Source organism: Reichenbachiella agarivorans, assembly GCF_025502585.1.
In the GTDB taxonomy this organism is placed as follows: domain Bacteria; phylum Bacteroidota; class Bacteroidia; order Cytophagales; family Cyclobacteriaceae; genus Reichenbachiella; species Reichenbachiella agarivorans.
In genome coordinates this window covers 481,601-507,234 of record NZ_CP106679.1, presented here as the reverse complement: position 1 = coordinate 507,234, position 25,634 = coordinate 481,601, and the positions used below count along the sequence as shown (strand labels likewise).

The following is a 25,634-nucleotide window of genomic DNA, read 5'->3' as shown; positions in this document are numbered from 1 at the left end:
GATGTATTCTATTTTTGAGCCTGATGTAATATTGTGCAGGCTCAATTTTTAAGTGCTGTGATTTAGTTTCTCATAATTGTAACCATGTATGAAGCCGAAAACCGAAAGACTTCGGACTTCTTATTCAAGATGAATTACTAAAACTAAATTTTCTAAGCATGAAAAAAACAAGACTAATTTACGCGCTGTGCTCGGTGTTGATTATGGGCATTATTACGACCGGATGCAAGGATGACGAAGGGGGAGACCCTCAAGTAGGAGATCCAATAGCTAGCTTTCAGGCAGCTGTTGATGAGACCGACTTCTTTCAAGTCACTTTTACGAATTTCTCTCAAAATGCTACTGTTTTCACTTGGGATTTCGGTGATGGAGTAGGCACTTCTACCGACAAAGACCCAGTATACACTTATACTGCAGGAGGCAAATATTCTGTCAAATTGACGGCAGCTAACGAAGCTGGTACTACGGCTGAGTTTTCTGCTGATGTGACCGTGACAGATCCTGATGCACAGTTGACGCTGTTGTCTGGCACATCTTCTAAGACTTGGAAATTGTTGCGAGAAGGAGGAGCAGCCCTTGGAATAGGTCCTGATGAGGCGACTTGGTACTCATGGTGGACGCTGAGCAACGATGGATCAAGAAGCTGTTTGTTTGATGATGAGTTTATTTATCATAGAGATGGTACTTTCGAATTCCAAGCCAATGGTACTTTTTGGGGTGAAGCTGATTATTATGCAGAGTCAGACAAGGCAGACTTGAATGAAAACTGTATCGAAGAGTCAGTAGCTAATCTGACTGTGGATGGTGTGGACTACAGTGCATGGCTATCTTCTGATACCCATAGTTATGAGTATAGCTCTTCGGCTGGCACGATTACACTTACAGGGGCAGGTGCTTGGATGGGCTTGTACAAATTGGGTTCTGCTACTTACAATCCCAAAGGAACTACACCACCAGCTAGTACTTCATTTTCGGCTGTTTTGGCTGATGGAGGCGACTCAGGGGTGGATACCTTGACGATAGGCTTTCAATATGAAGCTGAATATTGGAGAGCAATTTACGTCAGTTACGCCAATCCAACTGATGAACCAGAAATGTTAACCGAAGCACCTGTGTTTGGAGAAGATTTGGCAGATATTACTCCAGCTACCATGTCACATTCTTTCGCATCAGCAAATGATTTTGTAGAATTAGGAACGCTGGCAGGTGGATCTATCATTACAGTGGGTGTTGATGATCCTACTGATGCAGGTGCAACTAAGGTTGGTCAATTTGATAGAGTAGCCACTGACTATCAAGAGGCTCAGATTACAGTGAGTCCTGATGCCAAGGATATACAGTTTGACAACCTGACAACTATTTCATTGGATGTTTATCTACCGAGTTCAAATAACTATGCAACAACTCTGACGAAAGTAGTAGAACTGGGACTCGCTGATCAAAGTGCTACCAAAGAATGGTGGAATTCGATTTATAAATACACCTCCGATGAGCTGGCACTTGACACTTGGGTTACTTTGACGTATCAGATTGATACGCCGAGTACTACACCCGCAGAAGGGACTTCACCAAAAGACCGTACAGATTTGGACATGTTTTACATCAACATTGGTGGGGCAGGACATACTGTGGCTGGTACATTTTATATCAGAAACCTGAAGTTCGAATAAGGACATTATCATAATACAGCAGAGTGCACGACCGTGTACTCTGCTTCATTTCTTATTTCAATCCGATGATGAAATTCTACATACCCATACTATTTGCATTCCTATTTTTAATCTCCTGCGAGGAAGAAGGGGATGGAACGGACACTACCGATCCTTCCAATCTAGTTGTTGAGATCACCGTCTCCGAAGACGGTTCTGGGCGAGTGGATATAGTCGCTACAGGAGACCATGTGACCCAGTACCAATACTACATGGGTGAAGACCCAGACTCGTACGAGTTTAGTTTGGATGGCAAGTTGTCCTATACCTATTCGACCTTTGGCATCTATGAGATAGAGGTCAGAGCCTATGGTGAGGCAGGACGCTACATTAGCAAAAGTGAAGAAGTCAATATTATAATCGGTGATGAGGGTGGATCAATTGATTTGGAGGATGGTTATTCTACGCCCACGAGTTATGAGGGTATGACTTTGGTATGGAATGATGAATTTAACGGTACAAAATTAAATACTGCCGATTGGAGCTATGAAATAGGTACAGGTAGTGGAGGTTGGGGCAATAATGAACTGCAGTACTACCGTCAAGAAAACACGACCGTGGGTGATGGAGTCTTAACTATCACCGCCAAAAAGGAATCTTTCCAAGGGCGAGAATACACCTCATCGAGATTGGTAACATACAAAAAACAGGAGTTTACTTATGGTAGAGTAGATATCAGAGCATTATTACCCAAAGGGCAAGGGTTGTGGCCTGCACTCTGGATGCTTGGTGCCAATTATCAGACGGTGACATGGCCAGCTTGTGGAGAGATTGATATCATGGAGTTGGTCGGAGGAACCAGTCGTGACAATGAAGTCCACGGAACTGTACATTGGGACAACAACGGGTCTTATGCCAGTTATGGCAAAGGAACCAAGCTGTCATCTGGGGATTTCGCAGATGAGTACCACGTATTTTCTATAATATGGGATGAAAGCAAGATTGTTTGGTATGTGGATGACAAGCAGTTCAACGTGATTGACATTACACCCGCGAATCTCAGCGAGTTTCACAACGATTATTTCTTCATCATGAACATAGCTGTAGGAGGCAATTGGCCAGGGAGTCCCAATAGTTCTACCGTGTTTCCACAAACAATGAAAGTGGATTATATCAGAATTTTTCAAGATAACATATGAGAAGATTAGCAAGTTATTGGATGCTGGGCTTGGGGCTATTAGGGTCTTGTATGTCAGCTACAGATGGCAAGGAGAAAAAGTATAACTCTCTGGTATGGTCAGATGAGTTTGACTATACGGGAGCTCCCGACACTACCAAATGGACCTATGATTTAGGAAACGGATGCCCCAATTCCTGTGGGTGGGGCAACAATGAATTGCAGCATTATACCAGTGATTTGAAAAATTCCTATGTACAAGATGGAAAGCTGACCATTGTGCTGCTACAAGATGAAACTATTGATAGCCTCTTCACTTCAGCGAGACTGTTATCTACAGGCAACATGGGCTGGAAATATGGTCGCTTTGAGTTTCGTGCCAAACTACCTTCTGCGTTGGGGACTTGGTCAGCATTGTGGATGCTTCCGACCGAATGGAAGTACGGAGGATGGCCACACAGTGGAGAGATTGACATCATGGAAAACGTAGGTTACGATCCAGATAGTGTGGTGTCAGCCACGCATACCGGTATGTACAATGGGGCTCAAGGTACGCAAAAGCACACCGCAATTGCAGTTCCAGATTGTGATACAGCTTTTCATAATTACATCTTGGAATGGGACGAAGACGAATACAGAGTTTATGTAGATGAGGAGCTATTTTTTGTTTATCAAAACGAAAAGAAGTCATCGGCACAATGGCCGTATGACCAAAATTTTCGCTTGATCATGAACATAGCCTTTGGGGGCAACTGGGGTGGTTTGAAAGGGATAGATCCGTCAGCCCTGCCAGTCAAAATGGAAGTGGATTATGTACGGGTATATCAATGATAATTGATTGCTAACAATTATAAAATCAAATTATGAAAAGACTAATACTAAAATATTTACCAGTGATGCTGATGACTTTGATGGCATCTCAGGTTTTCGGACAGAGCTCGACTATCACTGGTGTGGTGAAAGATGAATCCAATGGTGAGACCATTCCTGGCGCTACGGTCATTGTCAAGGGTTCAACTAATGGTACTGTTACGGATTTGGACGGGAACTATACGTTGAGCGTTTCAGACGCAGCAGAGACAATTGTCATTTCCTTCGTAGGATATGAGCCGATGGAGATCCCAATTGGTGGTCGATCTGTTATCAATGCAGACCTCAAAATATCTATGACAGAGCTCACAGAGGTGGTAGTGATTGGCTATGGTACGCAAAGTAAAAAAGTAGTGACAGGTGCGATAGCCAGTGTGTCTGCCAAACAGATAACCTCTACGCCAATTCTACGTGTCGAGCAAGCGCTACAAGGTAGAACCGCAGGGGTACAGGTAACCAATCTCTCTGGTCAGCCAGGAGAAGCACCTACTGTGAGGATCAGAGGGGCAGGTACCACAGGTGATGCCAACCCGATTTATGTCGTAGATGGAATGGTCGTAGGTGGGATTGACTACCTCAACCCAGGAGATATCGAGAGCATCGATGTCTTGAAAGATGCCGCGTCCGCAGCGATCTATGGCGCACGAGCAGCCAATGGTGTGGTATTGATTACCACCAAATCAGGGGTACAAGGACGAATCAATGTCACTTACTCTGGCTACTACGGTATCCAAAATGCTGCAAAGAAAATCGACATGCTCAATGCGGAGCAATACCGAATGATGCAAAACGAAGGTGCTAGAAATGGGGGATTGGATGAGCCTTTTGACTTGGCTCAAATCCCAGCCCATGATACTGATTGGCAAGATGAAATGTTTACCAAAAATGCCCCAATAAGTAATCATGAAATACAAATATCGGGAGGGTCAGAAAAATCTTCCTTTACTACTTCGATTTCAGCATTTTCTCAGCAAGGAATCATTGGAGGAGAGAAGTCTCAATTTGACAGATATACAGCCAGATTCAATTCTCGTCAGCATGTGACGTCATGGTTGGATTTTGGAAACAATGTGGCTTATACCCATAAAATAACAAGAGGCATTTCTAGTAACACATCGTTTGGAGGTGCATATAGCTCTGCTTTGAACATTGATCCATTGACACCTGTCACAGAGCAAGATGCAGATATTTTGTCTCAGAGTCCATATTCTAGCGAACCTGTACTCTACGCTGACAATGGTTTTCCGTATGGAATATCTACCAACGTAGGGTCAGAAATAGTAAATCCGCTAGCACTGATAGACAATCAGCATGGTGAGTGGAACGAGGATAAACTCGTAGGTGGAGTCTTTGCAGAGTTTCAACCGATCAAGGGATTGAAGATCAGAACGGCCTATTCTATTGATTTGGCCTATGGTATCAATAGTAACTTTACACCACTTTTTTATCTCAATGGGTCACAAGGTAACTTGTTAAGGACTAGTGTAACCAAGGAAGCGCAGAGGTGGTTTACTTGGCAATTTGACAACACCATTACTTATTCCAAGAAATTCGGTGGTCACAATTTTTCTGTTCTTTTAGGTACTTCGGCGCAAGAGAAAAACTGGGAAAATGTAGGGGGATCTAAAGACAAAGCTCCATTACTAGACTATGATCATGTGTACATCGATCAAGCACAGGACACAGTGGCCAACGCTTGGGGGGGCGCTACCGAAGATGCTATATCTTCTTATTTTGGTAGAATTACCTATGATTTCAAAGACAAGTATTCGTTTACTTTGATTGTGAGAAGAGATGGGTCGAGCAAATTTGGTGACAATAAAAAATATGGTTTTTTCCCCTCTGTGGGTGTGGCTTGGGTGTTGAGTGATGAGGCATTTATGGAGGGCATACGGCCAATTAATTTATTGAAATTCCGTGCCTCTTTGGGTGTCAATGGCAATGAGGCTATAGGTAGATTCCGTTACGCTTCTCCAATAAGTTATAACCGAGGATATACGTTGGCCAGTGGTTATGCCGTAGGTGCGTCTCCAGCTTATGCTGCTAATGAGGATATTCAGTGGGAAGAATCTAAACAGTTGGATTTGGCAGTTGATTTTGGACTCTTCGAAAATCGTCTAACAGGTACGGCAGATGTTTATAATAAGACAACCACTATGCTGCTTTTTGACCCTCCTATTCAGCCGCATGCGGGCATTGCTCCCCCCACTCAAAACGTAGGCTCAGTAGAGAACAAAGGGATAGAGATGTCCTTGAATTTTAGAAATGCAGCAGGTGAGTTGAACTACTCTATCGGTGCCAATGCTACCTACAATAAAAATAAGATGCTCAAGATAGACAATACAGGCAATGCTAGCATCCCTGGAGCTCCTTGGGCAGTAGCGGGACCAGTGACTAGAACTACTGAAGGTGAGCCTATTTCATACTTCTATGGTTACAAGACAGATGGTATCTTCCAGAGTAATACTGAGGTATTTCAGCACATCGGGCCAGAGGGAAAGCCTTTGCAGCCAAAAGCTGTTCCGGGTGATGTTCGATTTGTGGATTTGAACAGTGATGGTGTCATCGATGACCAAGACAGAACCAACATTGGCAACCCGACTCCAGACTGGACCTTTGGATTCAATGGATCTTTGGATTACAAAGGAGTTGATTTTTCGTTCTTGTTCACGGGAACATTGGGTAATGATATTTTTGCTGGCCAGCAACGACGTGATTTGCGCTACACCAACATGCCTACAGCTATGTTGGATAGATGGACCCCTGAGAACCCAAGCACTAGCACGCCACGATTCACTTGGACGGATACCAACAACAATAGTAGAGTTTCTGATTTGTACATCGAGGATGGCTCTTATTTGAGATTAAAGAATGTTCAAGTAGGGTACACTTTACCAAGCAGTATTTTGGACAGAATTGGTGCTAACACGTGGAGATTTTATGTCTCAGCAGAGAACGTGCTCACTTTTACTAATTACAGTGGCGCAGATCCTGAAATCGGTGCAATTAGTCCATTTGACATTGCGATTGATAGAGGTATTTATCCGCAGGCAAGAACCTTCCGAGTGGGTACATCCATTACATTTTAAGGCTAAAAGAATTTGAATTATGAAAACATATCATAAATATATTTTATCGCTGTTGGCTTCATTCATGCTATTGAGCTGTTCCGATGAGTTTTTGGATAGACCAGATTTAGTCAATCCAGATTCAAAGAATTTTTATCAAACCGAGACAGATGCCATGCAAGCACTGATGGCTTGTTATGATGGCATACAGGCACAGGCTTACGAGACGACATGGGCACCTGTACTTACTGTATCGGACGTCTTGTCAGATCATGCTTTCGCCGGAGGGAGTGATGCCAATGATGGATTCAACTATCAGCAGCTCAATACTTTTAATACACCTGCAGAAAATCCCCAGACGGCGACTTTGTGGAAAAAGAATTATGTAGCAGTGTTCAGAGCCAATCTCTTTTTGGAGAATATTGATGGGGTAGATGCCAGTGACGAATTCAAAGCAAGAACCTCAGCAGAGGCCAAGTTTTGTCGTGCCTATTCTTACTTCGAATTATTGAGGTTTTTTGAGAACATTCCATTTATGACCGAAACGGTCAAAGGTATCGACTACAATATGCCCCAAGCCGATCCAGAGGTGGTGTACAATCAGGTCGCTCTTGATTTGTACGAGGCTAGTCAGGATTTGCCAGAGGTAATTGCTGCTGACGAAACGGGACGGTTGAGCAAATGGGCTGCTAAATCTTTGTTGGCAAGAGTATTCTTGTTTTACAATGGAGTCTATGGCAAAGACTTGGTTGCAGGTGATGTGACCTTGGACAAGGTCACAGTCTTGGCAGAGCTCGAAGACGTCATCGCCAACAGTGGGCATGACTTGCTAGATGATTATGCCATGTTGTTTAGGCTAGAGTCTGAGTATAGCATAGAGTCTGTATTCGAGATAGGGTATGGAGACTCACCAGGATGGGGAGACTGGGGATACATCCCAGGAGGAGAAGGCAACCTTGCAGCTCAGCTACAGGGACCTAGAGCTGGAGGTAGTGGAGACTGGAACAGGGGCTGGTCTTATGCACCTGTTTCTTATAAGGTTGTCGAGGCTTTTGATCCAGCAGACGTCCGCTTGGAAGCCACGATTCTGCACGAATCAGAAATCAATACGACAGTTGATCACGGATTTCAGCACACGACCTATTTCTCTCAGAAGTACTCATCAGACAAGGAACACTGGGGAACGGACGGTTCTTTGGAGCTAAACCGTAAGGCGAACTTTAGAGTGATTCGTTTTGCAGATGTGCTGTTGATGGCTGCTGAGTTGGGGAGTCCCAATGCACAGACTTATTTGGATAGAGTGAGAACAAGAGCGGGTGTTTCATCGATTCCTGCGACTGCCGAAAATATCTACAATGAGCGTTCATTGGAGTTGGCTTTAGAAGGGTTGAGATATTTCGATCTACTCCGAAAAGGTTTGGCATACGCAGAATCCGAATTGACTCAAGTAGGAGAACGTGGACCACTGTACGAAGGAGAACAGGTCAACTTTGATGTAACATTTAATCCTGCGACCAGAGGCTTCTTGCCTATTCCACAAGAGGCACTTGATTTGTCTAATGGCAATTTTACACAAAATGACGGGTATTGATTGCAATTCGTTTTATTCATACTTAGAAGGAGGCACTGCCTCCTTTTTTTATCCCATCTTATTATGAACTATTTAAATAAAATACAATCATTTCAATTTCTATTTTCATACTTGATTCTTGTGGTTAGCTACACTTCATCACAGGGGCAAGTGATTTTACGTGACACAACAGTGACGTGGCAGCATCATCGCTATGGGTTGAATCCGGACTACAGCATGGACTCTTGGAGTACTGGGGATACTGACATAGATCAGGTCTCGTTCGCAGGAGCTAAAGTCATAGAAAATGACCTCATTAGATTGGTCATCGTGCCAGAGTATGGTGCTAGAATCCTGTCTCACTATTATAAACCCACGCAGCACGAATATCTCTATCAGAGCGAGTGTGGCTCTCCCTATGGAATGAATGCGGGTAATTTCTACTATGATTGGTTGATGGTTTGGGGAGGGATTTTCCCGACCTTTCCTGAGCCCGAGCATGGCAAGACTTGGCTAGTGGCTTGGGACTATGAGGTATTGAAAAATACCGCTGATACTGTCACCATCCAGATGCAATATACAGATGAATCGAGTTACTCAGGAGCCCCGGGTGGATTCAACAACGGTACGACCCACATCACCTGTATCGTAGAAGTGAGCGTCTACAACCATAGTGCGGTGTGGGACTTTGATGTCAAACTCATCAATAACGAAGCAAAAAGCGTGAACTACGAGTATTGGACTTGTACAACACTCACGCCAGGTTCTGAGGTGGGCAAGACAGCCTCCCCACTCAATTCCGAAATGATCATTCCATCTGAAGAGTATTTTGCAGCATGGAGCCCTGGTGCATGGATCGGCAACTATAACAGTTACTATGCCATGAGTGATATTGCTTACCTCGATGATTGGGTGGACATGGGGATTGCCTATGCGGCAGATTTCAAGACCAACTATTGGGGCGTCATCAATCATGAAAATGAGGAGGGAATCATGCGCATCTCTGACAACCAAGAGACACCTGGTGTGAAACTGTGGACTTGGGGACGAAGCAATGTAGGTAACGATATGTTTGATTTCAGCAACGGCGGAGCAGACAACTACATAGAGATTTGGGCGGGGGCTTCTGAATCCTTTTTTACGGATGCTACTCTGACTGCCAATAAAGAGAAAAGCTGGAAGGAAAGCTATTGTGCGACAGTCGGTATGACGGGGATAGACGCGATGGACAATCAGGCAGCGATTCATATGCTGTGGGATGAAGAGACGCAAAGCCTAGGTTATGAGTTGAACACCTTTCAATCCGATGCGGCATATACTTTAGTTTTGTCTCTTGACGATCCTTTGGGATTCAAGGTGGAGAAAGAAATTGCTTTCGAGGCTTTGGGACAAGCTGCTAATTATGTCCTGTCGGAGGACATCTCAGCAGGTTATTATATGGCGAAACTAGAATTGCTCAATCAAGCAGACGAAGCGGTATTATCAACCTCCAGAGAAATTTATGCAGGTGCGGTACTTCAAGCCCATTCCGCTTTTGCTGAACTGGATCAAATGTCAATCCATACACTAGGCAATCAACAGGTCATTGCACAAATGCCTCAATCGGGATCCTATAGTTATCAAGTCTACAACCTCAACGGGCAGACTGTGCAACAGGCACATGTGGCAGATAGTCAGATCAACATCCAACTGTCCAAAGCGGGGATTTACCTCATACGTGTAGCAGATGGTAGCTCGGTAGTCACGAGGAAGGTGGCGGTGCACTGATTTGGAATGCTATGAAAAGCGTTGTGCACTGCAATAGCATTGGGAAAACTAATTTATCATTTGCGAGCGGCAGATGATATTTGGACAGCATTTTTTGGATAAAAAATAGAGTATTAACCTCAGTTCGATTATAAAACTATAGAATAGGTTCAATAAAGGTGGGTTTTTGTTATTTCGACGTAGGAGAGATCTAAGTTATAGTCGTTTATATTTCTCCTAGGTCGAAATGACAGCTTTGTGTATTAATATCTCCTTACAACTAAGCTCAAAGACGTAGAAAGCACTTTTAGAAATCGAATTCAGGTTAACAGTTATCAGTATTATAAAAATATAATCTTATCAGGCTTAAATTTTATCAATGGTTTGAATTTATAACTCTAAGAAAGTATTCGCAATTTCCATCTTGAACAGATGCAAAATACATGCGAATCTGTTTATCTTCAAGTCATATTTTCTGAAAGAAACTTGTGATAAACCAGCTTTAGAGCCTAATGAAGTATAAAATCCCTGCCATTTTGATTGTGGTCATGACTATTTTTAGTGGCATACAGGCTAGTGAGGACCGCCTCAAATTAGATAGTCTCCTTGTAATAGTAAAGAACCTGCCAGAAGATTCATGTTTAACTCAGTTCATAGATATTTCAGATCTCTATGTCGAGTTGATACGGAGTGATAGTGCTGAGTACTATGCCCACAAGGCTGTAGTACTCTCGGAGCGCATTGGCCAAAAACAAGCATTTGCTTACCGCAAATTGGCCTACGCCCAATCAAAAGTAGGAAAGATGGAGGAATCTAGATTTATGCTTTATAAAGCCCGAAATATAGCGGTACAAGATAAAGACACTGTAGAATTAGGCTGGATTTATTCTCAGTTAGGTACAGTACACTTAATGGGTCAGTATGATAGTGCTATTTTCTATTGCCTTAAAGCCCAAAAACTAAAGCCCGAAGAAGGACTCCTCCGACTCAATTTGCGCACTCTGGCACTCGCCTATATGAGGACAGGCAATTTAGAAAAGGCGATTAAACTTCAGCAAGAGTTGGTGGATACCTATGAAGACTCTATTACTTCACAGGCCCAAGTCAATCATTTGAATAATCTGGCAGGGTTTTACTACTACGCCCATAACCTGGATTCTGCAGCGGCTATATTTCGAAAATTGATGCAGTACCATGATGAAAGGAATCAGATGGGGAAGAAATTACTGATGAGTACCAATTTAGCATCTATTTACTACGCCAAGGGTGACTATGCCGAGGCAGTTGCACTTAACAAAGCGGCACTGGACTATGTAAATCAGGAAGGCTTGGATAAGTCAGAGTTTGTGTCCTGCTACAGCAATGTCGGGATCAACTATAGTCGTATGGGGCGCTACGATCTGGCAACAGTCTATTTGGATTCTGCAGAATATTGGGCAAAAAGGTTTTTGGCTGAAAGTAGCTTGGAACTTTGCTATAGAGAGAAGTACAAAATGGATAGTGTACGTGGTGATTACAAAAGCATGGCTATGAATTTAAAAAAGCTAATGAACTTTACTGATTCGGTTCGAAACGCCAAGAATGACAAGCAAATTGCCGACATGCAGATTCAATATGAAACAGAAAAAAAGGATCAGGAAATACTCAACCTCAACCAACAGGCAGAATTACAATCACTGACTATCAGCCAGCGCAACACACAGTTTGGTGCGGTGGTGATTGGACTCTTGTTGTTGATAGCGGTAGGTGTGACGTTGACTCAGCGCAGGAGTTTTAAACTAAGGCAGGAGGCAGGTGCAGTTGAGCAGCGTTTTCTTCGGTCACAGCTCAACCCTCATTTTATCTTCAATTCTATGACAGCTATTCAGCAATACCTGCTTGAAAATGATGCGGAACAAGCGGGGTATTTTATGGGTACTTTTAGTACGCTGATGCGTCAGATTTTGGAAAACAGCCGAAGGGAATTTATCACCTTGACCGAAGAGGTAGATATGCTGACCAATTATATGGAGCTGCAGAAAATGCGTTTTCAGGACAAATTCAATTACCACATCGAAATTGATGAGAGACTTGATGAGGACTATGTAGGTGTACCTCCCATGTTTGCACAGCCATTTATCGAAAACTCCTTGGAACATGGTCTATTTCGCAAAGGTGAGGAGATCAATGAAGTCACAGTACGTTTTGGTTATATTTCAAAGCAATTGGTAGGCTTGGAGATCAGTGATACGGGAATTGGGATCAGCGATGTTCAAAATAAAGAAAGTCACAACTCATTGGCGACTCAAATCACCCGCGAACGATTGGCAGTGATGCAAGTAGCCATGAAAGATGAAATCGGATTGAAATCACAAAACATTATCAATGCATCGGGTGACATAGGAGGCTTTAGGATAAGTTTGACCTTGCCAACGAAACTAATTACAACCTAATTGGATGAAAGTATTTTTGCTCGACGATGAGCCAGCTGCACTTGCTACCTTACGAAGTTTCCTGCTGCGAGCCATTCCATTGGCAGAAATAAGAGAGGCAAATTCTATCCAAGGGGCCTTGGATGTATTGGACGAATATCGTCCTGACTTGGCACTTTTAGATATTAATCTAGGGTCGGGTACCAGTTTTGACTTACTCGGTATGTTGGATGAGGATCGTTTGTCTTTCAAAATTATTTTTATATCTGGTCATGATGAATATGCGGTTAAGGCCTTTAAGTACAACGCATTGGATTACATTCTCAAACCCATCAATCCGTTTGAATTTAAAATAGCCATTGAAAAGGTGACTAGGGACTTGATTCAGCTTCCAGATGTCCAACAGATTCGTCAGTTGACCCAAAGTGTCCAAGACAATGATCATTTGTTTAAAAAGATTGTACTCAAGGATCAAAATACGATTCAGATTGTAGAGGTAAACGATATTGTTTATTGCATGTCTGACAATAACTATACTGAGTTTCATTTGAAGGACGGTCAAGTGTTGGTTATTTCACAAACACTCAAGGAATATGAATTGCTGCTGAGGGAAAGAGGTTTTTTCAGGGTTCACCGCTCTTATTTGATCAATATGAATCAGCTTCGCAAATTTGACAAACGAGAAGGTGGTTCTATTGAAATGTCTGATGGTAGTCATATCCCTTTGGCAAGAGCCAAAAAGGAAACATTCTTGGAGGTGTTGCAGCAGTTCTAGTATCGAGCTGGGAGTGCTAAAGCGCAACAGAGTGCCTCTAGCTTCCCTCAATATATGCTACCATTTACCATGTAGTGATGTTGCTCGCTCATCTCTCTATTTTATTATTCATGAACAATCAATTTTTGAAAGTTGTGAATAAATAAAATAGAAAATAAGATGAATCATTTAGAAACCAAAACCTTTCGGGTATTTATGTCAAGCATCATTTTTAGAGCAGGAATGTGCTTGTTTTATGCTGTACTCATTTTCGCATCTGTGACTTCTTGCAAAGAAGATGAGTCATTGTCAGATTCAATTACTGTGACCGTGGAGGATTTTTCGGTCAGAATCAATGAAGAACCAAGTGCTGGACAGATTTTAGGCACTGTTGAAGCATCGACGAGTGAGGGGGAAGTGAGTTTTGCTTTGACCACACAATCCATTGAGGGTGCCATGGCCATCAATGCCACTACTGGACAATTGACTGTCGCCAAGCCCAGCGCTTTTGATTACGAAACCAACCCTACCATCACAGGTACGGTCACTGTTTCTAATGGGGATGTCGCTGAGACAGGATCCATCATGATTATCCTCACAGATATAGATGAGGAGGGTATCGTACGAATCACCACTCAAGATTTTTCTGTGACTATTGCTGAGAACCCGACGCAAGGCGCATTATTGGGTACGCTGTCTGCCTCTAGCAGCGATGGCGCGGCTGTGACATTCACCATCAGCAGCGAGACACCAGTAGGAGCCTTGGATATCAATGGTGGTAGTGGTGAGGTGACGGTGGCAGACGAGAGCCTGTTTAATTACGAAACCTTGCCGACTTATGAAAACCTCGGAAAGGCAGCCAAAGCTACAGTGACAGTATCTAATGGCACAACATCAGTCGCCATCAACGTGACCATTGTGGTAACTGACGTTGTAGAATTGGGAGGAGAGAATTTCTCCATCTCGGTACAGGATTTTACCCTCACTATGCAGGAAAATCTATACTCCAATGGAGAGACACTCGGATACATCTCTTGGAGTGTGATATCTGGTGCTGCTGCACCTGACGCAAGAGCTAATTTTACACTAGAAACATCAAATCCAGTTGGCTCTATTGACGTCAACGGCAATGGCGAAGTATTAGTCGCTGATGAACAGTATTTCAACTACGAACTTTATCCTACCATCACGGCTACTGTCATTGTAGATGTGCCTGGAGAAATGGGAGGCTATGCCTCTGCTAGTGGTACGATTACCATTACCCTGACGGATGACACCAACGAAACAGCACAGGATCGACTCAATGATGGCGAAACACCTCTTCAACTTTATTATGATGGTGTTGCTGTGACTGACCTGTACGGACTTTCTTGGGGAGGTGGAGCTATTGCAGCTGTTGATATCAATAGTGGCAACATCATAGTAAGAGGAGCTACATTATCAGGTACTTACACCTGGGCCAATGCAGATGCTGCGATTAGAAATCTGGCTATAAATTATCACCAAGGCTACAACGATTGGCGTATGCCAAGCTTGACAGATCGCAATACCATGTGTGAAGCGTTTGAGGATGACCAAGATACTGAGGCATATCCTATTGGAGGGTACTTCTGGACTTCTACGGTCGCAACTGGTAGCAATTATAATATGTTCTCCTTTGATGCGACCCAACAATGTCTTTCATACGTGGGAGCAGCTACGCTCTCGACGTATGCTTTTCCGGTGCGTACCGCAGCTGACCCCAATTTCCAAAACAATTAAAAGGGTAATTCACAACAATTATCGGGCGACTGTCATAGGCAGTTGCCCAATTTCTTAATACCAACAGTTGTGGGTTGGCCAATCAACTCAGCAAAGAATTTAAAACTTGAAGCAATGAAATATATATACTTAACTCTACTAGGTGTATGGTGTGTGACCCTTGGTTGGACACAAACACCTGTACGTCAATTTTTGTTTACGGGTGGTTCGCTTGCGGACAATACAGGATCGGGTGTATCTTTTTCTCCTGTGAGCAATACTCGCACCCTGATTGCCGACAGGGCAGGGAATGCCAACAGTGCCTTGCAGATCAATAATGACAAATTGACCATTCCTGCAGTAGATGGTCAAAGTATCTCGGTCAGTTTTTATGTCAAGACCACAGACAATCTGATCAATGGCAAGATGTTGATTGCCAACCGTAGCAACAATTATCAAGACTTGGGGTACATGCTTACATTGAGAAGTGGCAAGCTGGAGTTCTTCGCTAAAATGGAAGTGAATTATACTTTTACCAATACGGGGACTCCTGGTACTGCACCAATCTTTCAAAACTTCTCTAACATTGGCAATTACAGGGTAGATGATGGGCAGTGGCATCATATTGTATTGGTGGCCTATTCCTACCAAACGCCTGGCAATGCAGGCTATAGTTTTCAAATCTATGTAGATGGTAATCTCGATAGCCAGCCGCAGCTCAATTATCCCTACTTCACCAGTCAGCAGACCTACCAAAGCCACCGTATTGTCAACACCTCTGCGCCTTTTGAAATCGCTCCCTATACCAATGTGAACTACAAGTTCACAGGAGGCATAGATGATGTCCAATATTACAACGTGGCACTCAATCAGGCACAGGTGACAGCTTTGTACAATACTGCTCCGCCGTGCAATGTTTATATTCCAGATACCAATTTTAAATCCTATCTGCTAGGAAATGCCGCCATCAATACCAACGGAGACAGCGAAATCCAATGCAGTGAAGCGGCGGCATTTAATGGCACCATCGATTGCTCATCAAGCAGTATTACCTCCTTGACAGGGATTGAAGCTTTTACTTCTCTCACAGAGCTCGCCTGCTATAGCAACACGATAGGTTCACTGGATGTCAGTGCCAACACTTCCCTGACAAGACTCTCATGCAACAATAATTCTATGACAAGTCTGACTCTTGGCAACAATACAGCATTGGAAAGATTGTATTGCAACAACAATCAAATACAAACACTCAACCTCAGCCAAAACACGGGCTTGGAAATTCTGATATGCCATAGCAATGCTTTATCAAGTTTGGATGTGAGTGCCAATACGGCTATTACTGACCTGCGGTGCTACAACAATCAAATTGAGTCGCTGGGTTTGAGTACCAATACCAGTCTTCAAATCTTGCAATGCCATGACAATGGTTTGACCGATCTAGACGTCAGTGCCAATGGACAGTTGACACAGCTCCAGTGTGGTGGCAATGAGATAGAAGTCTTGAATGTACAAAATGGTAACAATACCAATTTCACGGTATTTGATGCACTGACCAACTCCGAGTTGACTTGTATTCAGGTCGATGATGAGACATACAGTACTGCCAATTGGCCCAATAAGCCTTCCTGGTCTACCTACAGTACGGATTGCGAAGCATTCCTTTGTACGGTCGATATTCCAGATGTTAATTTCAAATCTGCCTTGGTTGCTACCGCTGCGATTAATACCAACGGTGATAGTCATATTCAATGTACTGAGGCGGCAGCATTTGCAGGTCTGATAGACGTAGCTGAAAACAGCATTAGCAACCTGACTGGCATTGAGGCTTTCACTTCTCTGACTGAACTGGATTGCACAGGCAATTCTCTGACCAGCCTCGATATCAGTGCCAACACAGCACTGACCAGTTTGTGGTGTTCCAACAATCAACTGACCTCTTTGGACTTGAGTGCCAATACCGATCTGATCGTATTGTCAGTTATTCAAAATCAGCTCACGGCTTTGGATTTAAGTCACAATATTGCTTTGACCAATTTGTTCTGCCACGACAATGCTTTGACTCGGTTGAATGTAAAAAATGGCAACAATGAGAACATGGAGCTATTTTCTGCCAACAACAATGCAGATTTGGAGTGTATTCAGGTCGATGATGAAGCCTACAGTACTGCCAATTGGACAACCATCGATGCAGGAGCAAGTTTTAGTGAGAATTGCAATGTGACTCCAAGTGACTGTATCAGCAACGTGACCGTTGGTGATATTTTGTCATGCAGTGCGGTCAACAACCGCTATAGTATTAATCTAACAGTGAACTACACAGATGCACCGACGACTGGTACATTGGTGGTGAATGGCATCAATTTCACGGTTTCTAGTAGCCCGCAGACAGTGTCCCTCAATGGGACCGCTGATGGGAATAGTGTGGATTTGGAAGTGAGTTTTTCGGATGATGCATCTTGTACCTATACTGCAATCGGAGCATGGATCGCCCCTGATGGTTGTTCGGATGAGGTGTTGGGTATTGACGATGAGCAATCATCATTGATATTGTATCCGAACCCTACTTCAGACCAATTGAACATCGAGTTGATCAGCTCTGCCAGTATTCGTATTGTCAATCTCTCAGGACATACTATAACCATCCAGCAGGGAAATGTGGGCAACAATGTATTGGATGTAAGCAGTCTTGCGCCAGGGGTTTATTTTGTCAGGTCAGAAGGTCATTTGATTGAAAAATTTATAAAGAGATAATACATCTACCCTCATTTGGCGAGCACGGCAAGGTCAAGGTATATACTTTGACCTTGCTGTTTTTATAAGATGGTTATTCAGCCTCACGCGTAACGACCGGACTCAATTAGCTTTTGTCTCCTCACTCAACGGACTCCCTTTGGATGTGTCATTTGTTTATCCATCTTGAGCCATATCTGTGATCTTTCGATTACAATTTAAACTCTTCCATTTTTTGTTGGAGCTGGTTGACGATTTGGAGCACTTGTTTGCTTTGATTGATGTAGTTGGTCATACCAGAGGATAGCTCAGTAGCAGAGCTGGCAACTTCATCAGTCCCAGCAGCAGTCTGTTCGGCGATTACCACCAATCCACGCAAGATATTGACGACATTTTCTACATCGCTGGTTTGTTTTTCAGTAGCATGAACAATCATTTCGGATTTACCCAAGGTCTGTATGTAGTATTTGGCTATCTCTTTGAAAGTCGTCAATGTACGCTGAGAAGCTTCCTCTCCAGCACGAACAAAAGTACCCATCTCAGAGATTAATTTGGCTGTTGACTGGGTGTCTGTCTGCACGCCAGAGATCAGCATTTCTATTTCAGTGACTGACTTTCTGGAGTCCTCTGCGAGTTTTCGGATCTCTTCTGCTACGACCGCAAAGCCACGCCCTGAGTCTCCTGCCTGTGCTGCTTCGATGGCTGCATTGAGTGCTAGCAGATTGGTTTGTGCTGCAATTTCTTTGATGATACGGATCACGCTGGTGATTTCCTTGGATCTTTGGGTCAAGGTGCTAATAGATAAATTGCTTTGATCCGAAAACCGCAATATATCCTTCATGTTTTGATCGAGTTTTCCGATCAGCTGCATACCTTCTTGGCTCTTTTCTGCCCCAGATTGAGCGGTGTTTTTGATGGACTGTGCCTGATCTCCCATTTCGTTGGATGAGCTGAGTATGCCTTCCATCAGTTGGGTGGATTGATCCACACTGTTTAGTTGGGAGTTGGCTCCTTGACTCATCTGTGCAATAGCGGTGGAGATTTCGGTAGTGCTGGCATCCATTTCTTCTGTGGTCAGGAGCATTTCTTGAGATGCCATGCCGATGACAGTTACTTTGTTACTGATCTCCGAAAGTAGGGTAGACAGGTTCTCCATGGCGGTATTCAGGTTGCTGGTCAGGTACAGAATGTCCCCGTGAGCCACTCCAGTATACCTGCCTGTCAGATCACTCTGAGAAGCTTTGTTGATGACTTCATTGATGGCATTGAATGGTGTGAGCACGGATTCAAACAATTGGTTGATGGATTCTCCGAGCGCTTTCCATTCTCCTGATTTGAGCTCAGTGTTGATTCTTGCACTGAAGTTGCCTGATTCGACTGCTTCTGTGATTACAAAATTGGTATCTTCGATGGCTGCTTGAAGATTGCCTTTTTGATTGACCAATTCGTCATTTTGTGATTTGACTGCTGCGACTGCTTCGTTTACTTTTTGCTCCAACAGTTGCATCGTCTCTTGTCTTTGTATCTTTTTACTACGGTAGATGTAGTAGCTGATACTGATGACGATGATTGCGCTCAATAACCTGAACCACCAGGTTGCCCACCATGGAGGTAGAATGGTCAGTTGTAGAACCGTAGCTTCGTCACTCCAGACACCATCGGTGTTGGTAGCTTTGACATGAAAAGTGTATTTTCCTGGATCAAGATTGGTGTAGGTGACAAAGTTTCTGTTACCTATTTCATTCCACTCCTCTTCAAATCCCTCCATCCAATAGGCATATTGATTCTTACTTGCATTCGTAAAGTTGAGTGCGGCGAATTCAAAACCAAAAACAGATTGTTTGGAGTCAAGGGTTAGATGATCTGTGACACTCATTTGTTGGGTAAGAGGAGAGTCCTTGTCGCCAGGATTTACTATTTTATTATAGATGAGAAGATTGGTGATGAAAACTTTGGGTTTGAAATCACTGACGTTGATGTGATTGGGATCGAAGGAGTTGAAACCATTGTTTCCACCTACATAAACCCTACCTTTGGAATCTTTGAAGTAAGAACCGATGCTGAAGGTGTTGCCTTGTAATCCATCGCTTTCACCATAGACCACAACCTTTTTGCTTTCAGGATCGAATTTCATCAAGCCATTGCTAGAGCTGAGCCAAATCATTCCTCCATCATCGACTACTACGCCAAAGATAATTCCACTTTGTACACCATCTGCCTGTGTGAAATTCTCGAATGTTCCCGCTACTGGATCCAGCTTCAACAATCCTCCACCATAGGTTCCCATCCATAGATTTCCTTTTTTGTCTTCAGTGATAGAAATAATCAAATTGATGCCCGTATCTCCTTCTTGGGTTTCATAAGGATAGTGTTTGAAATTGTCCTTTTCTGGTTGGTAAAGATTGATACCGCCATACGTGCCTATCCAGAGTTGGTGGTTGTGATCCGAAAATATTGATCTGATGGTGTTGTTGGAGAGGCTATTGGGATCATTGTCATCATGGGTGTATGTACTGAAATTGCCTGTAGCTTTGTCATAGACTGAGATACCTGCTCCGTTGGTGCCAAGCCAGATTCTACCAGCAGGATCTTCTCCTATCGCCCAGACCGAGTTGTTGCTCAGTTCAGAATTAGACTCATTATAGGTTTGGAATTTGCCGTTGACGTATCGGCTGATTCCACCAGCGTAGGTGCCTATCCATAGCTCGTCATCATGGTCCTCAAACAAATCCAAAATCACAGAACCGGCCAGTCCGTCTTTGCTTTGGCTGAAATGCTCGAATAGACTATTTTTGTACAAATTCAGCCCTCCACCATCAGTACCCACCCAGATGTTTCCTTCTTTGTTTTCTTCGAACGAAAGCACTATGTCATTTGATAGACTAGTTGGATCACAAGAATTGTTTTTGAAATGCTCAAAGAGGTTGTTTTTCTTGCTGTGGTAGTTGAGTCCACCTAAATAAGTTCCCAGCCACAAATCCCCTTTTTGGTCTTTGTACATCGCTCTGATTACGTTTGAACTCAGAGAGCCTTTGATAGCAGCATCTTTTTGGTAGTTTTTGAGTTCACCATTTTGATCCAACAGGTAGAGACCTTTGCCATCGGTGCCTATCCATAAATTGCCCTCATCATCTTGGGTCAGTGACCAAATATTGTTGCTTTCCAGTGTACCATTGTTTACGTTATAGCTACGAATGATTTCCAGTTGGTTGTTTAGATAAAACAAGCCATGTCCTTGAGTCCCCGCCCACACATTGCCGTTTGGTTCTTCGATGAATGACCTTACAGTTTTACCTGCCAGTCCTCCCAAAATGTCGTTGGTTTCTGGAGTCACTTTGTATAGCCCGTCTTGTAGGGTTGTGACCCACATGGATTGCTGGATTCCAGCACTGATTTTCCATGATCCCTTCGATTGAATTTGAGCATAGTTGATAGGAATGATTTCCTTGGAAGTAATATCCAGAGAGTAAATATCCTTACCCTTGGATTGACTCCCTGCCAGCCAAAGTGTGTTTTGGTCTAGCATTGTGATGCCAGTAATGGTCATGCCCAAGGTGGAGGCTATTGACCTAAATTTGTTGAGGTTTCGGTCGTATAGACACAGACCATTGTTGGTGGCGATCCAGACCCTGTTTTGCCCATCTACATAGACTTCATTGATCGCATTGCTTGGGATGGAAAGAGAGTCTTCAGGGTCATTTTTATAAACTGTGAATTTCGTGCCATCATACAGATTGAGACCGTCTTCGGTACCCACCCACAGGAATCCCAATAGATCCTGCGTGATCGAGTTGACTGTGTTGAATGACAGTCCCTCGGAGAGACTGACTTTCCGAAACCGGATCGCAGAGGACTGTGTACTCCCAATATTGGGAAGTAGTAAAAAAATAAGAAGTATAAATAGGGACAGGTGGTGCTTTTTGTTCTTTTCTCGAATTGCTTGCATCATGGCTAAAGTAATGGGAATCCTTTTAAAGATAAACAGGTTTCCTTATTGAAATGCCATTTGCTGTTATTTCACATTTTTTTCCATGTGTTTATATACAGGTAATTGGTCATAAACGGGTAATAAATACAGTGTGTTCGGAAACACTATATGATTGGGTATGCTGATTTTTAAAGCGTAGTACCTGGATGAACTTGGTTCGGAGCATTCTCAAGCTATCCTTCACATAATGCTTGCTTAGGTTTTCATTGCCAGCTGCTACGTGTATATTTGAGTGCTAAGATTACTAAAGACTATGAAAGTTAAATTACTACTAATCGCTGTATTTGCGATAGCAGCAGGAGAGCTGTTTGCTACCACTCAAAACCCATTTTCAAGAGAAAATATTAGCCTCAATGGCCAATGGAACTACCTCATTGATCCCTATGAAAATGGCTTTTACAACTACCGCCGGCAGGCTTTTGACAAGAGCGAATCTGGCAAGGGAGGCTACTATGACAACCGACAGCAGAACCATCCCAATGAATTGATCGAGTATGATTTTGAGCACGCACCTACCATGGATGTGCCAGGAGATTGGAATTCACAGGTTGAGGAGCTCAATTTCTATGAAGGCAGTGTGTGGTACTTCAGAGAGTTTAGTTTGGCTCCCAAGGAGGAAAGAGCCTACAAACTCTATTTTGGTGCGGTCAATTATGTGGCAGATGTCTACCTCAATGGCAAGAAGCTAGGACAGCACAAAGGAGGTTTTACTCCTTTTGAATACGATGTGACAGATCAGTTAAAAGCTGGGAAGAATTTTGTAGTGTTGAAGGTCGACAATACCCGCAAGCAAGACGAAGTACCTACTGTCAATACCGATTGGTGGAACTATGGGGGGATCACTAGAGATGTATTGCTTCTTGTTTTGCCCAAGGAACATGTGGAAGATTATACGATGGGACTCAATCCACAAAACAACACGGAAATCCTTGGTGATGTACAAGTAAGTGGAATAAGTGCAGGTCAATCTGTGAAGGTGTCGATTCCAGAATTGAAACTGAGTCAGTTGATCAAACTTGACGGAGATGGAAAAGGAGAGTATAAATTCGCGAGCAAGAAAATTAAGTATTGGAGTCCAGAGAGCCCAAAGCAGTACGAAGTGGTGATTTCCTATGGCAATGATCAGGTGAAAGATCAGATTGGATTTAGAACCATCCAAACGGCAGGAAAGGATATTCTCCTCAATGGCAAATCTATTTTCCTCAAAGGAATCTCCATCCATGATGAAAATCCTTTGTTGGCTGGTAGACTGAGGTCAGAAGGAGACATCCGCATGATGCTGCAGTGGGCCAAGGAGTTGGGCTGCAATTTTGTGCGATTGGCGCACTATCCGCACAACGAAAAAATGGTGAGAATGGCAGAGCAAATGGGGCTGATGGTTTGGGCAGAGGTGCCTGTGTATTGGACGATCTCTTGGGAGAATGTGGAGACCTTTGCAAACGCCAAACAACAGTTGTCAGATTTGATCCATAGAGATAAGAACCGTGCTGCAGTGATGGTTTGGTCGGTAGGCAACGAGACACCAGTCAATGAGCCTCGTTTCAAGTTCATGGGAGGTTTGGTGGATCACGTGAGAGGATTGGACAATACAAGATTGGTGGCTGCCGCTCTAGAATTAGAAACCAAAGATGGGGTGATGAGTTGTCACGATCCCCTCGCCGACAAGATTGATCTGATCAGTTTCAACGAATATGCAGGTTGGTACACTAGCCATGCTTTGGACAAACTATCGGATATTCAATTCAAATTTGAACAAGACAAACCCGTATTTATCTCTGAGTTTGGTGCGGGAGCACAGCCAGGCTATCACAGTGAAGAGCGCGTCCGCTGGTCGGAAGAGTACCAAGAGGATTTATACGTGAATCAACTCAAAATGCTCGAACAGATTGACGGGTTAAGAGGGATGACACCTTGGATTTTAGCCGACTTCAAATCCCCAAGAAGACCACATCCTATCTATCAAAACTTCTGGAACAGAAAAGGATTGATCAGCAATACAGGAGAAAAGAAAAAGGCATTTTATGTGTTGAGAGATTACTACCTCAGCAAATAGCATTAATTGTTGGGACTTAAAATCCCGAGGCGCAATCATGGGTTGATCGCACCTCGGGATTTTTATAGGTCGATATCCGAGTATTAAAATTCAGATCATCGGTTATTAGTCAGCTAATCCTCTATTCAGGTGTTTTTTCGTCTGGGTATTCATTTTTGAATCCAATCCAGAAATCATCCAAGGTTTGTTTCATGTCTTTTCTCAGGTAGAGAAGACCAAAAAGGTTGGGCAAAGTCATTACCGCTATGGCGATGCCTGCTAGTGACCAAATGATAGTGGTATCGGTAAATGATGCGACAAAGAAGCCTATTACATACACTATCCTAAAATAAATCACAGATCCATTGCCGAATAAAAAAGTCATCGCTCTGTCTCCATAATAGGACCAGGAAATAGCCGTACTAAATGCGAATAGCAAAATGCCAATGGATACGATGTAAGTACCCCCTTCGCCAAAGAACCCTCTACCAAAAGCCAAAGCAGTCAGAGGGGCACTGTGCACCAAAGATTTGCCAGTAAATCCAATTTCTGGGTCTACAGGTCTGCCATCTACAATTTGGGTTTCACCCGAAAACAACTTGCCATTTTTGGTCACTTTGACTTCTTCTGCCAAGGATCTCGCATGGACGAAAGTAGCCGAACTGATCAGTTTACCATCGTCGGCGATGAGTCCACCATTGTACAGAGGTAAAGTGCCTGTACCTGCTATGTAGTCATATAGAACCTTCTTCCCTTCTTCTGTTTGATCGGAAATATCTAATTGTTCTAGGATGGTCAAATCAGACATTTGAAAATCATTGACATGCTTTTCGCTCCATACTCCTGAAGAAAGTAGCACAAGTCCTGTAATCGTACAAATCACAATGGTGTCTATGAAGGGTTCCAAAATGGCTACCATGCCTTCTGATATGGGCTCGTGCCCCTTGGCTGAGGCATGCGCGATAGGTGCACTACCTTGTCCTGCCTCGTTGGAGAATAGACCTCTTCCTACCCCCTTATTAAAGGCAAATGCAATAGAAGCACCCAGGAATCCACCAGTAGCTGAGGATCCGGTGAAGAGATCAGCAAAGATCGATATGAACGAAGGGATGATTTGATCATAATTGTACAAGATGACAGCAAAAGCCCCTACAAAGTAGATGAGCGCCATAGATGGAACCAATTTCTCGGTCACCTTAGCGATCCGATGAATGCCCCCTATGATGACAAACCCAAGTAAAACTGCCAATACTGCTCCTGTGAGCATGTGGTTGATACCAAATGTTGCATTGAGAGTGTTGGAGATACTGTTGATTTGAGGTAGACTACCTGTACCGAAAGAAGATAAAACGGTCGCTACAGCAAAAGCTGCTGCCAGCCATTTCATATTCATTTTGTTCTTCATAAAATACATGGGACCACCTGCCATGGTGCCGTCCGAGGTTTTTTCACGGTATTTGTGAGAGAGTGTGACCTCTACAAATTTGGTACACATACCGACTGCAGCAGTGACAAGCATCCAAAAAAGTGCTGCCGGCCCACCAATATGAATGGCAAGGGCTACCCCAGCAATATTACCAGTACCCACAGTGCCTGATAGTGCCGTGGCTAGTGCCTGAAAGTGAGAGGTGTCACCCTCGTCATCACTTTTGTCAAATTTCCCCTTGACGACTCGTAGTGCAAACCCGAAGTAGCGTATCTGCGGAAACTTCAGATAGATGGTGAAAAATAAACCAGTCCCAATCAAAACATAGGGAAACCAGAAGGAACTACCTAGGTAACTATCGATTAGGTTGAGTATATCATTTAGTTCTTGCATAGGGATTATTAGAGTCTAATGGTGAAAACATGAGATAACTAGTACTGACCTCATGTAATCCATATAATTGTTGTTTAATA

13 protein-coding genes are annotated in these 25,634 nt (G+C 43.4%); 11 read left to right on the top strand and 2 right to left on the bottom strand.

Features of this window, described 5'->3' with window-relative positions:
* Positions 1–158: 158 nt before the first annotated feature.
* The 10 genes from N6H18_RS01975 (at position 159) to N6H18_RS01930 (ending at position 17,736) form a co-directional block, all read left to right on the top strand.
* Positions 159–1,670 carry a PKD domain-containing protein gene (locus N6H18_RS01975; RefSeq protein ID WP_262310165.1) on the top strand — a complete coding sequence of 504 codons (1,512 nt, stop codon included), beginning with the start codon at positions 159–161 and terminating at the stop codon, positions 1,668–1,670.
* A gap of 65 nt (positions 1,671–1,735) precedes the next feature.
* Positions 1,736–2,848: a glycoside hydrolase family 16 protein gene (locus N6H18_RS01970; protein ID WP_262310164.1), complete on the top strand. Its 1,113-nt coding sequence runs from the start codon at positions 1,736–1,738 to the stop codon at positions 2,846–2,848.
* Positions 2,845–3,657: a glycoside hydrolase family 16 protein gene (locus tag N6H18_RS01965; protein WP_262310163.1), complete on the top strand. Its 813-nt coding sequence runs from the start codon at positions 2,845–2,847 to the stop codon at positions 3,655–3,657. Before N6H18_RS01970 ends, N6H18_RS01965 begins: the two co-directional genes overlap by 4 nt.
* 32 nt (positions 3,658–3,689) lie before the next feature.
* Entirely contained in the window at positions 3,690–6,785 is a 3,096-nt protein-coding gene (locus tag N6H18_RS01960; protein ID WP_262310162.1) for a SusC/RagA family TonB-linked outer membrane protein, read from the top strand.
* Positions 6,786–6,804: 19 nt separating this feature from the next.
* Positions 6,805–8,355, top strand: a complete 1,551-nt coding sequence (locus N6H18_RS01955) for a RagB/SusD family nutrient uptake outer membrane protein (RefSeq protein ID WP_262310161.1) — start codon at positions 6,805–6,807, stop codon at positions 8,353–8,355.
* Positions 8,356–8,505: 150 nt separating this feature from the next.
* Positions 8,506–10,101, top strand: a complete 1,596-nt coding sequence (locus N6H18_RS01950) for a DUF5107 domain-containing protein (RefSeq protein WP_262310160.1) — start codon at positions 8,506–8,508, stop codon at positions 10,099–10,101.
* Positions 10,102–10,592: 491 nt separating this feature from the next.
* Positions 10,593–12,512 carry a histidine kinase gene (locus N6H18_RS01945; protein WP_262310159.1) on the top strand — a complete coding sequence of 640 codons (1,920 nt, stop codon included), beginning with the start codon at positions 10,593–10,595 and terminating at the stop codon, positions 12,510–12,512.
* Positions 12,513–12,516: 4 nt separating this feature from the next.
* Positions 12,517–13,266, top strand: coding sequence for a LytR/AlgR family response regulator transcription factor (locus N6H18_RS01940; RefSeq protein ID WP_262310158.1), 750 nt, complete (start codon positions 12,517–12,519; stop codon positions 13,264–13,266).
* A gap of 159 nt (positions 13,267–13,425) precedes the next feature.
* Positions 13,426–15,006, top strand: a complete 1,581-nt coding sequence (locus tag N6H18_RS01935; RefSeq protein ID WP_262310157.1) for an Lcl C-terminal domain-containing protein — start codon at positions 13,426–13,428, stop codon at positions 15,004–15,006.
* A gap of 114 nt (positions 15,007–15,120) precedes the next feature.
* Positions 15,121–17,736 (top strand): LamG-like jellyroll fold domain-containing protein, encoded by a 2,616-nt coding sequence (locus N6H18_RS01930; RefSeq protein ID WP_262310156.1) that lies wholly within the window; start codon positions 15,121–15,123, stop codon positions 17,734–17,736.
* 190 nt (positions 17,737–17,926) lie between these two features.
* Here the strand turns inward: N6H18_RS01930 and N6H18_RS01925 are convergent, their stop codons facing one another.
* Positions 17,927–21,664, bottom strand: coding sequence for a two-component regulator propeller domain-containing protein (locus N6H18_RS01925; RefSeq protein WP_262310155.1), 3,738 nt, complete (start codon positions 21,662–21,664; stop codon positions 17,927–17,929).
* 292 nt (positions 21,665–21,956) lie between these two features.
* On the opposite strand from N6H18_RS01925, the gene N6H18_RS01920 reads away from it, so the two are divergent.
* Positions 21,957–23,756 (top strand): glycoside hydrolase family 2 protein, encoded by a 1,800-nt coding sequence (locus N6H18_RS01920; protein ID WP_262310154.1) that lies wholly within the window; start codon positions 21,957–21,959, stop codon positions 23,754–23,756.
* Between the two features lie 121 nt (positions 23,757–23,877).
* On the opposite strand, the gene N6H18_RS01915 is transcribed toward N6H18_RS01920, so the two are convergent.
* Positions 23,878–25,554: an alanine/glycine:cation symporter family protein gene (locus tag N6H18_RS01915; RefSeq protein WP_262310153.1), complete on the bottom strand. Its 1,677-nt coding sequence runs from the start codon at positions 25,552–25,554 to the stop codon at positions 23,878–23,880.
* Between the last annotated feature and the right edge of the window lie 80 nt (positions 25,555–25,634).

Coding starts and splice junctions, on each gene's coding strand:
- N6H18_RS01915 (WP_262310153.1), bottom strand. CDS start 25,554: ATGCAAGAACTAAATGATATACTCAACCTAATCGATAGTTACCTAGGT.
- N6H18_RS01970 (WP_262310164.1), top strand. CDS start 1,736: ATGATGAAATTCTACATACCCATACTATTTGCATTCCTATTTTTAATC.
- N6H18_RS01960 (WP_262310162.1), top strand. CDS start 3,690: ATGAAAAGACTAATACTAAAATATTTACCAGTGATGCTGATGACTTTG.
- N6H18_RS01955 (WP_262310161.1), top strand. CDS start 6,805: ATGAAAACATATCATAAATATATTTTATCGCTGTTGGCTTCATTCATG.
- N6H18_RS01920 (WP_262310154.1), top strand. CDS start 21,957: ATGAAAGTTAAATTACTACTAATCGCTGTATTTGCGATAGCAGCAGGA.
- N6H18_RS01965 (WP_262310163.1), top strand. CDS start 2,845: ATGAGAAGATTAGCAAGTTATTGGATGCTGGGCTTGGGGCTATTAGGG.
- N6H18_RS01945 (WP_262310159.1), top strand. CDS start 10,593: ATGAAGTATAAAATCCCTGCCATTTTGATTGTGGTCATGACTATTTTT.
- N6H18_RS01925 (WP_262310155.1), bottom strand. CDS start 21,664: ATGATGCAAGCAATTCGAGAAAAGAACAAAAAGCACCACCTGTCCCTA.
- N6H18_RS01975 (WP_262310165.1), top strand. CDS start 159: ATGAAAAAAACAAGACTAATTTACGCGCTGTGCTCGGTGTTGATTATG.
- N6H18_RS01930 (WP_262310156.1), top strand. CDS start 15,121: ATGAAATATATATACTTAACTCTACTAGGTGTATGGTGTGTGACCCTT.
- N6H18_RS01935 (WP_262310157.1), top strand. CDS start 13,426: ATGAATCATTTAGAAACCAAAACCTTTCGGGTATTTATGTCAAGCATC.
- N6H18_RS01940 (WP_262310158.1), top strand. CDS start 12,517: ATGAAAGTATTTTTGCTCGACGATGAGCCAGCTGCACTTGCTACCTTA.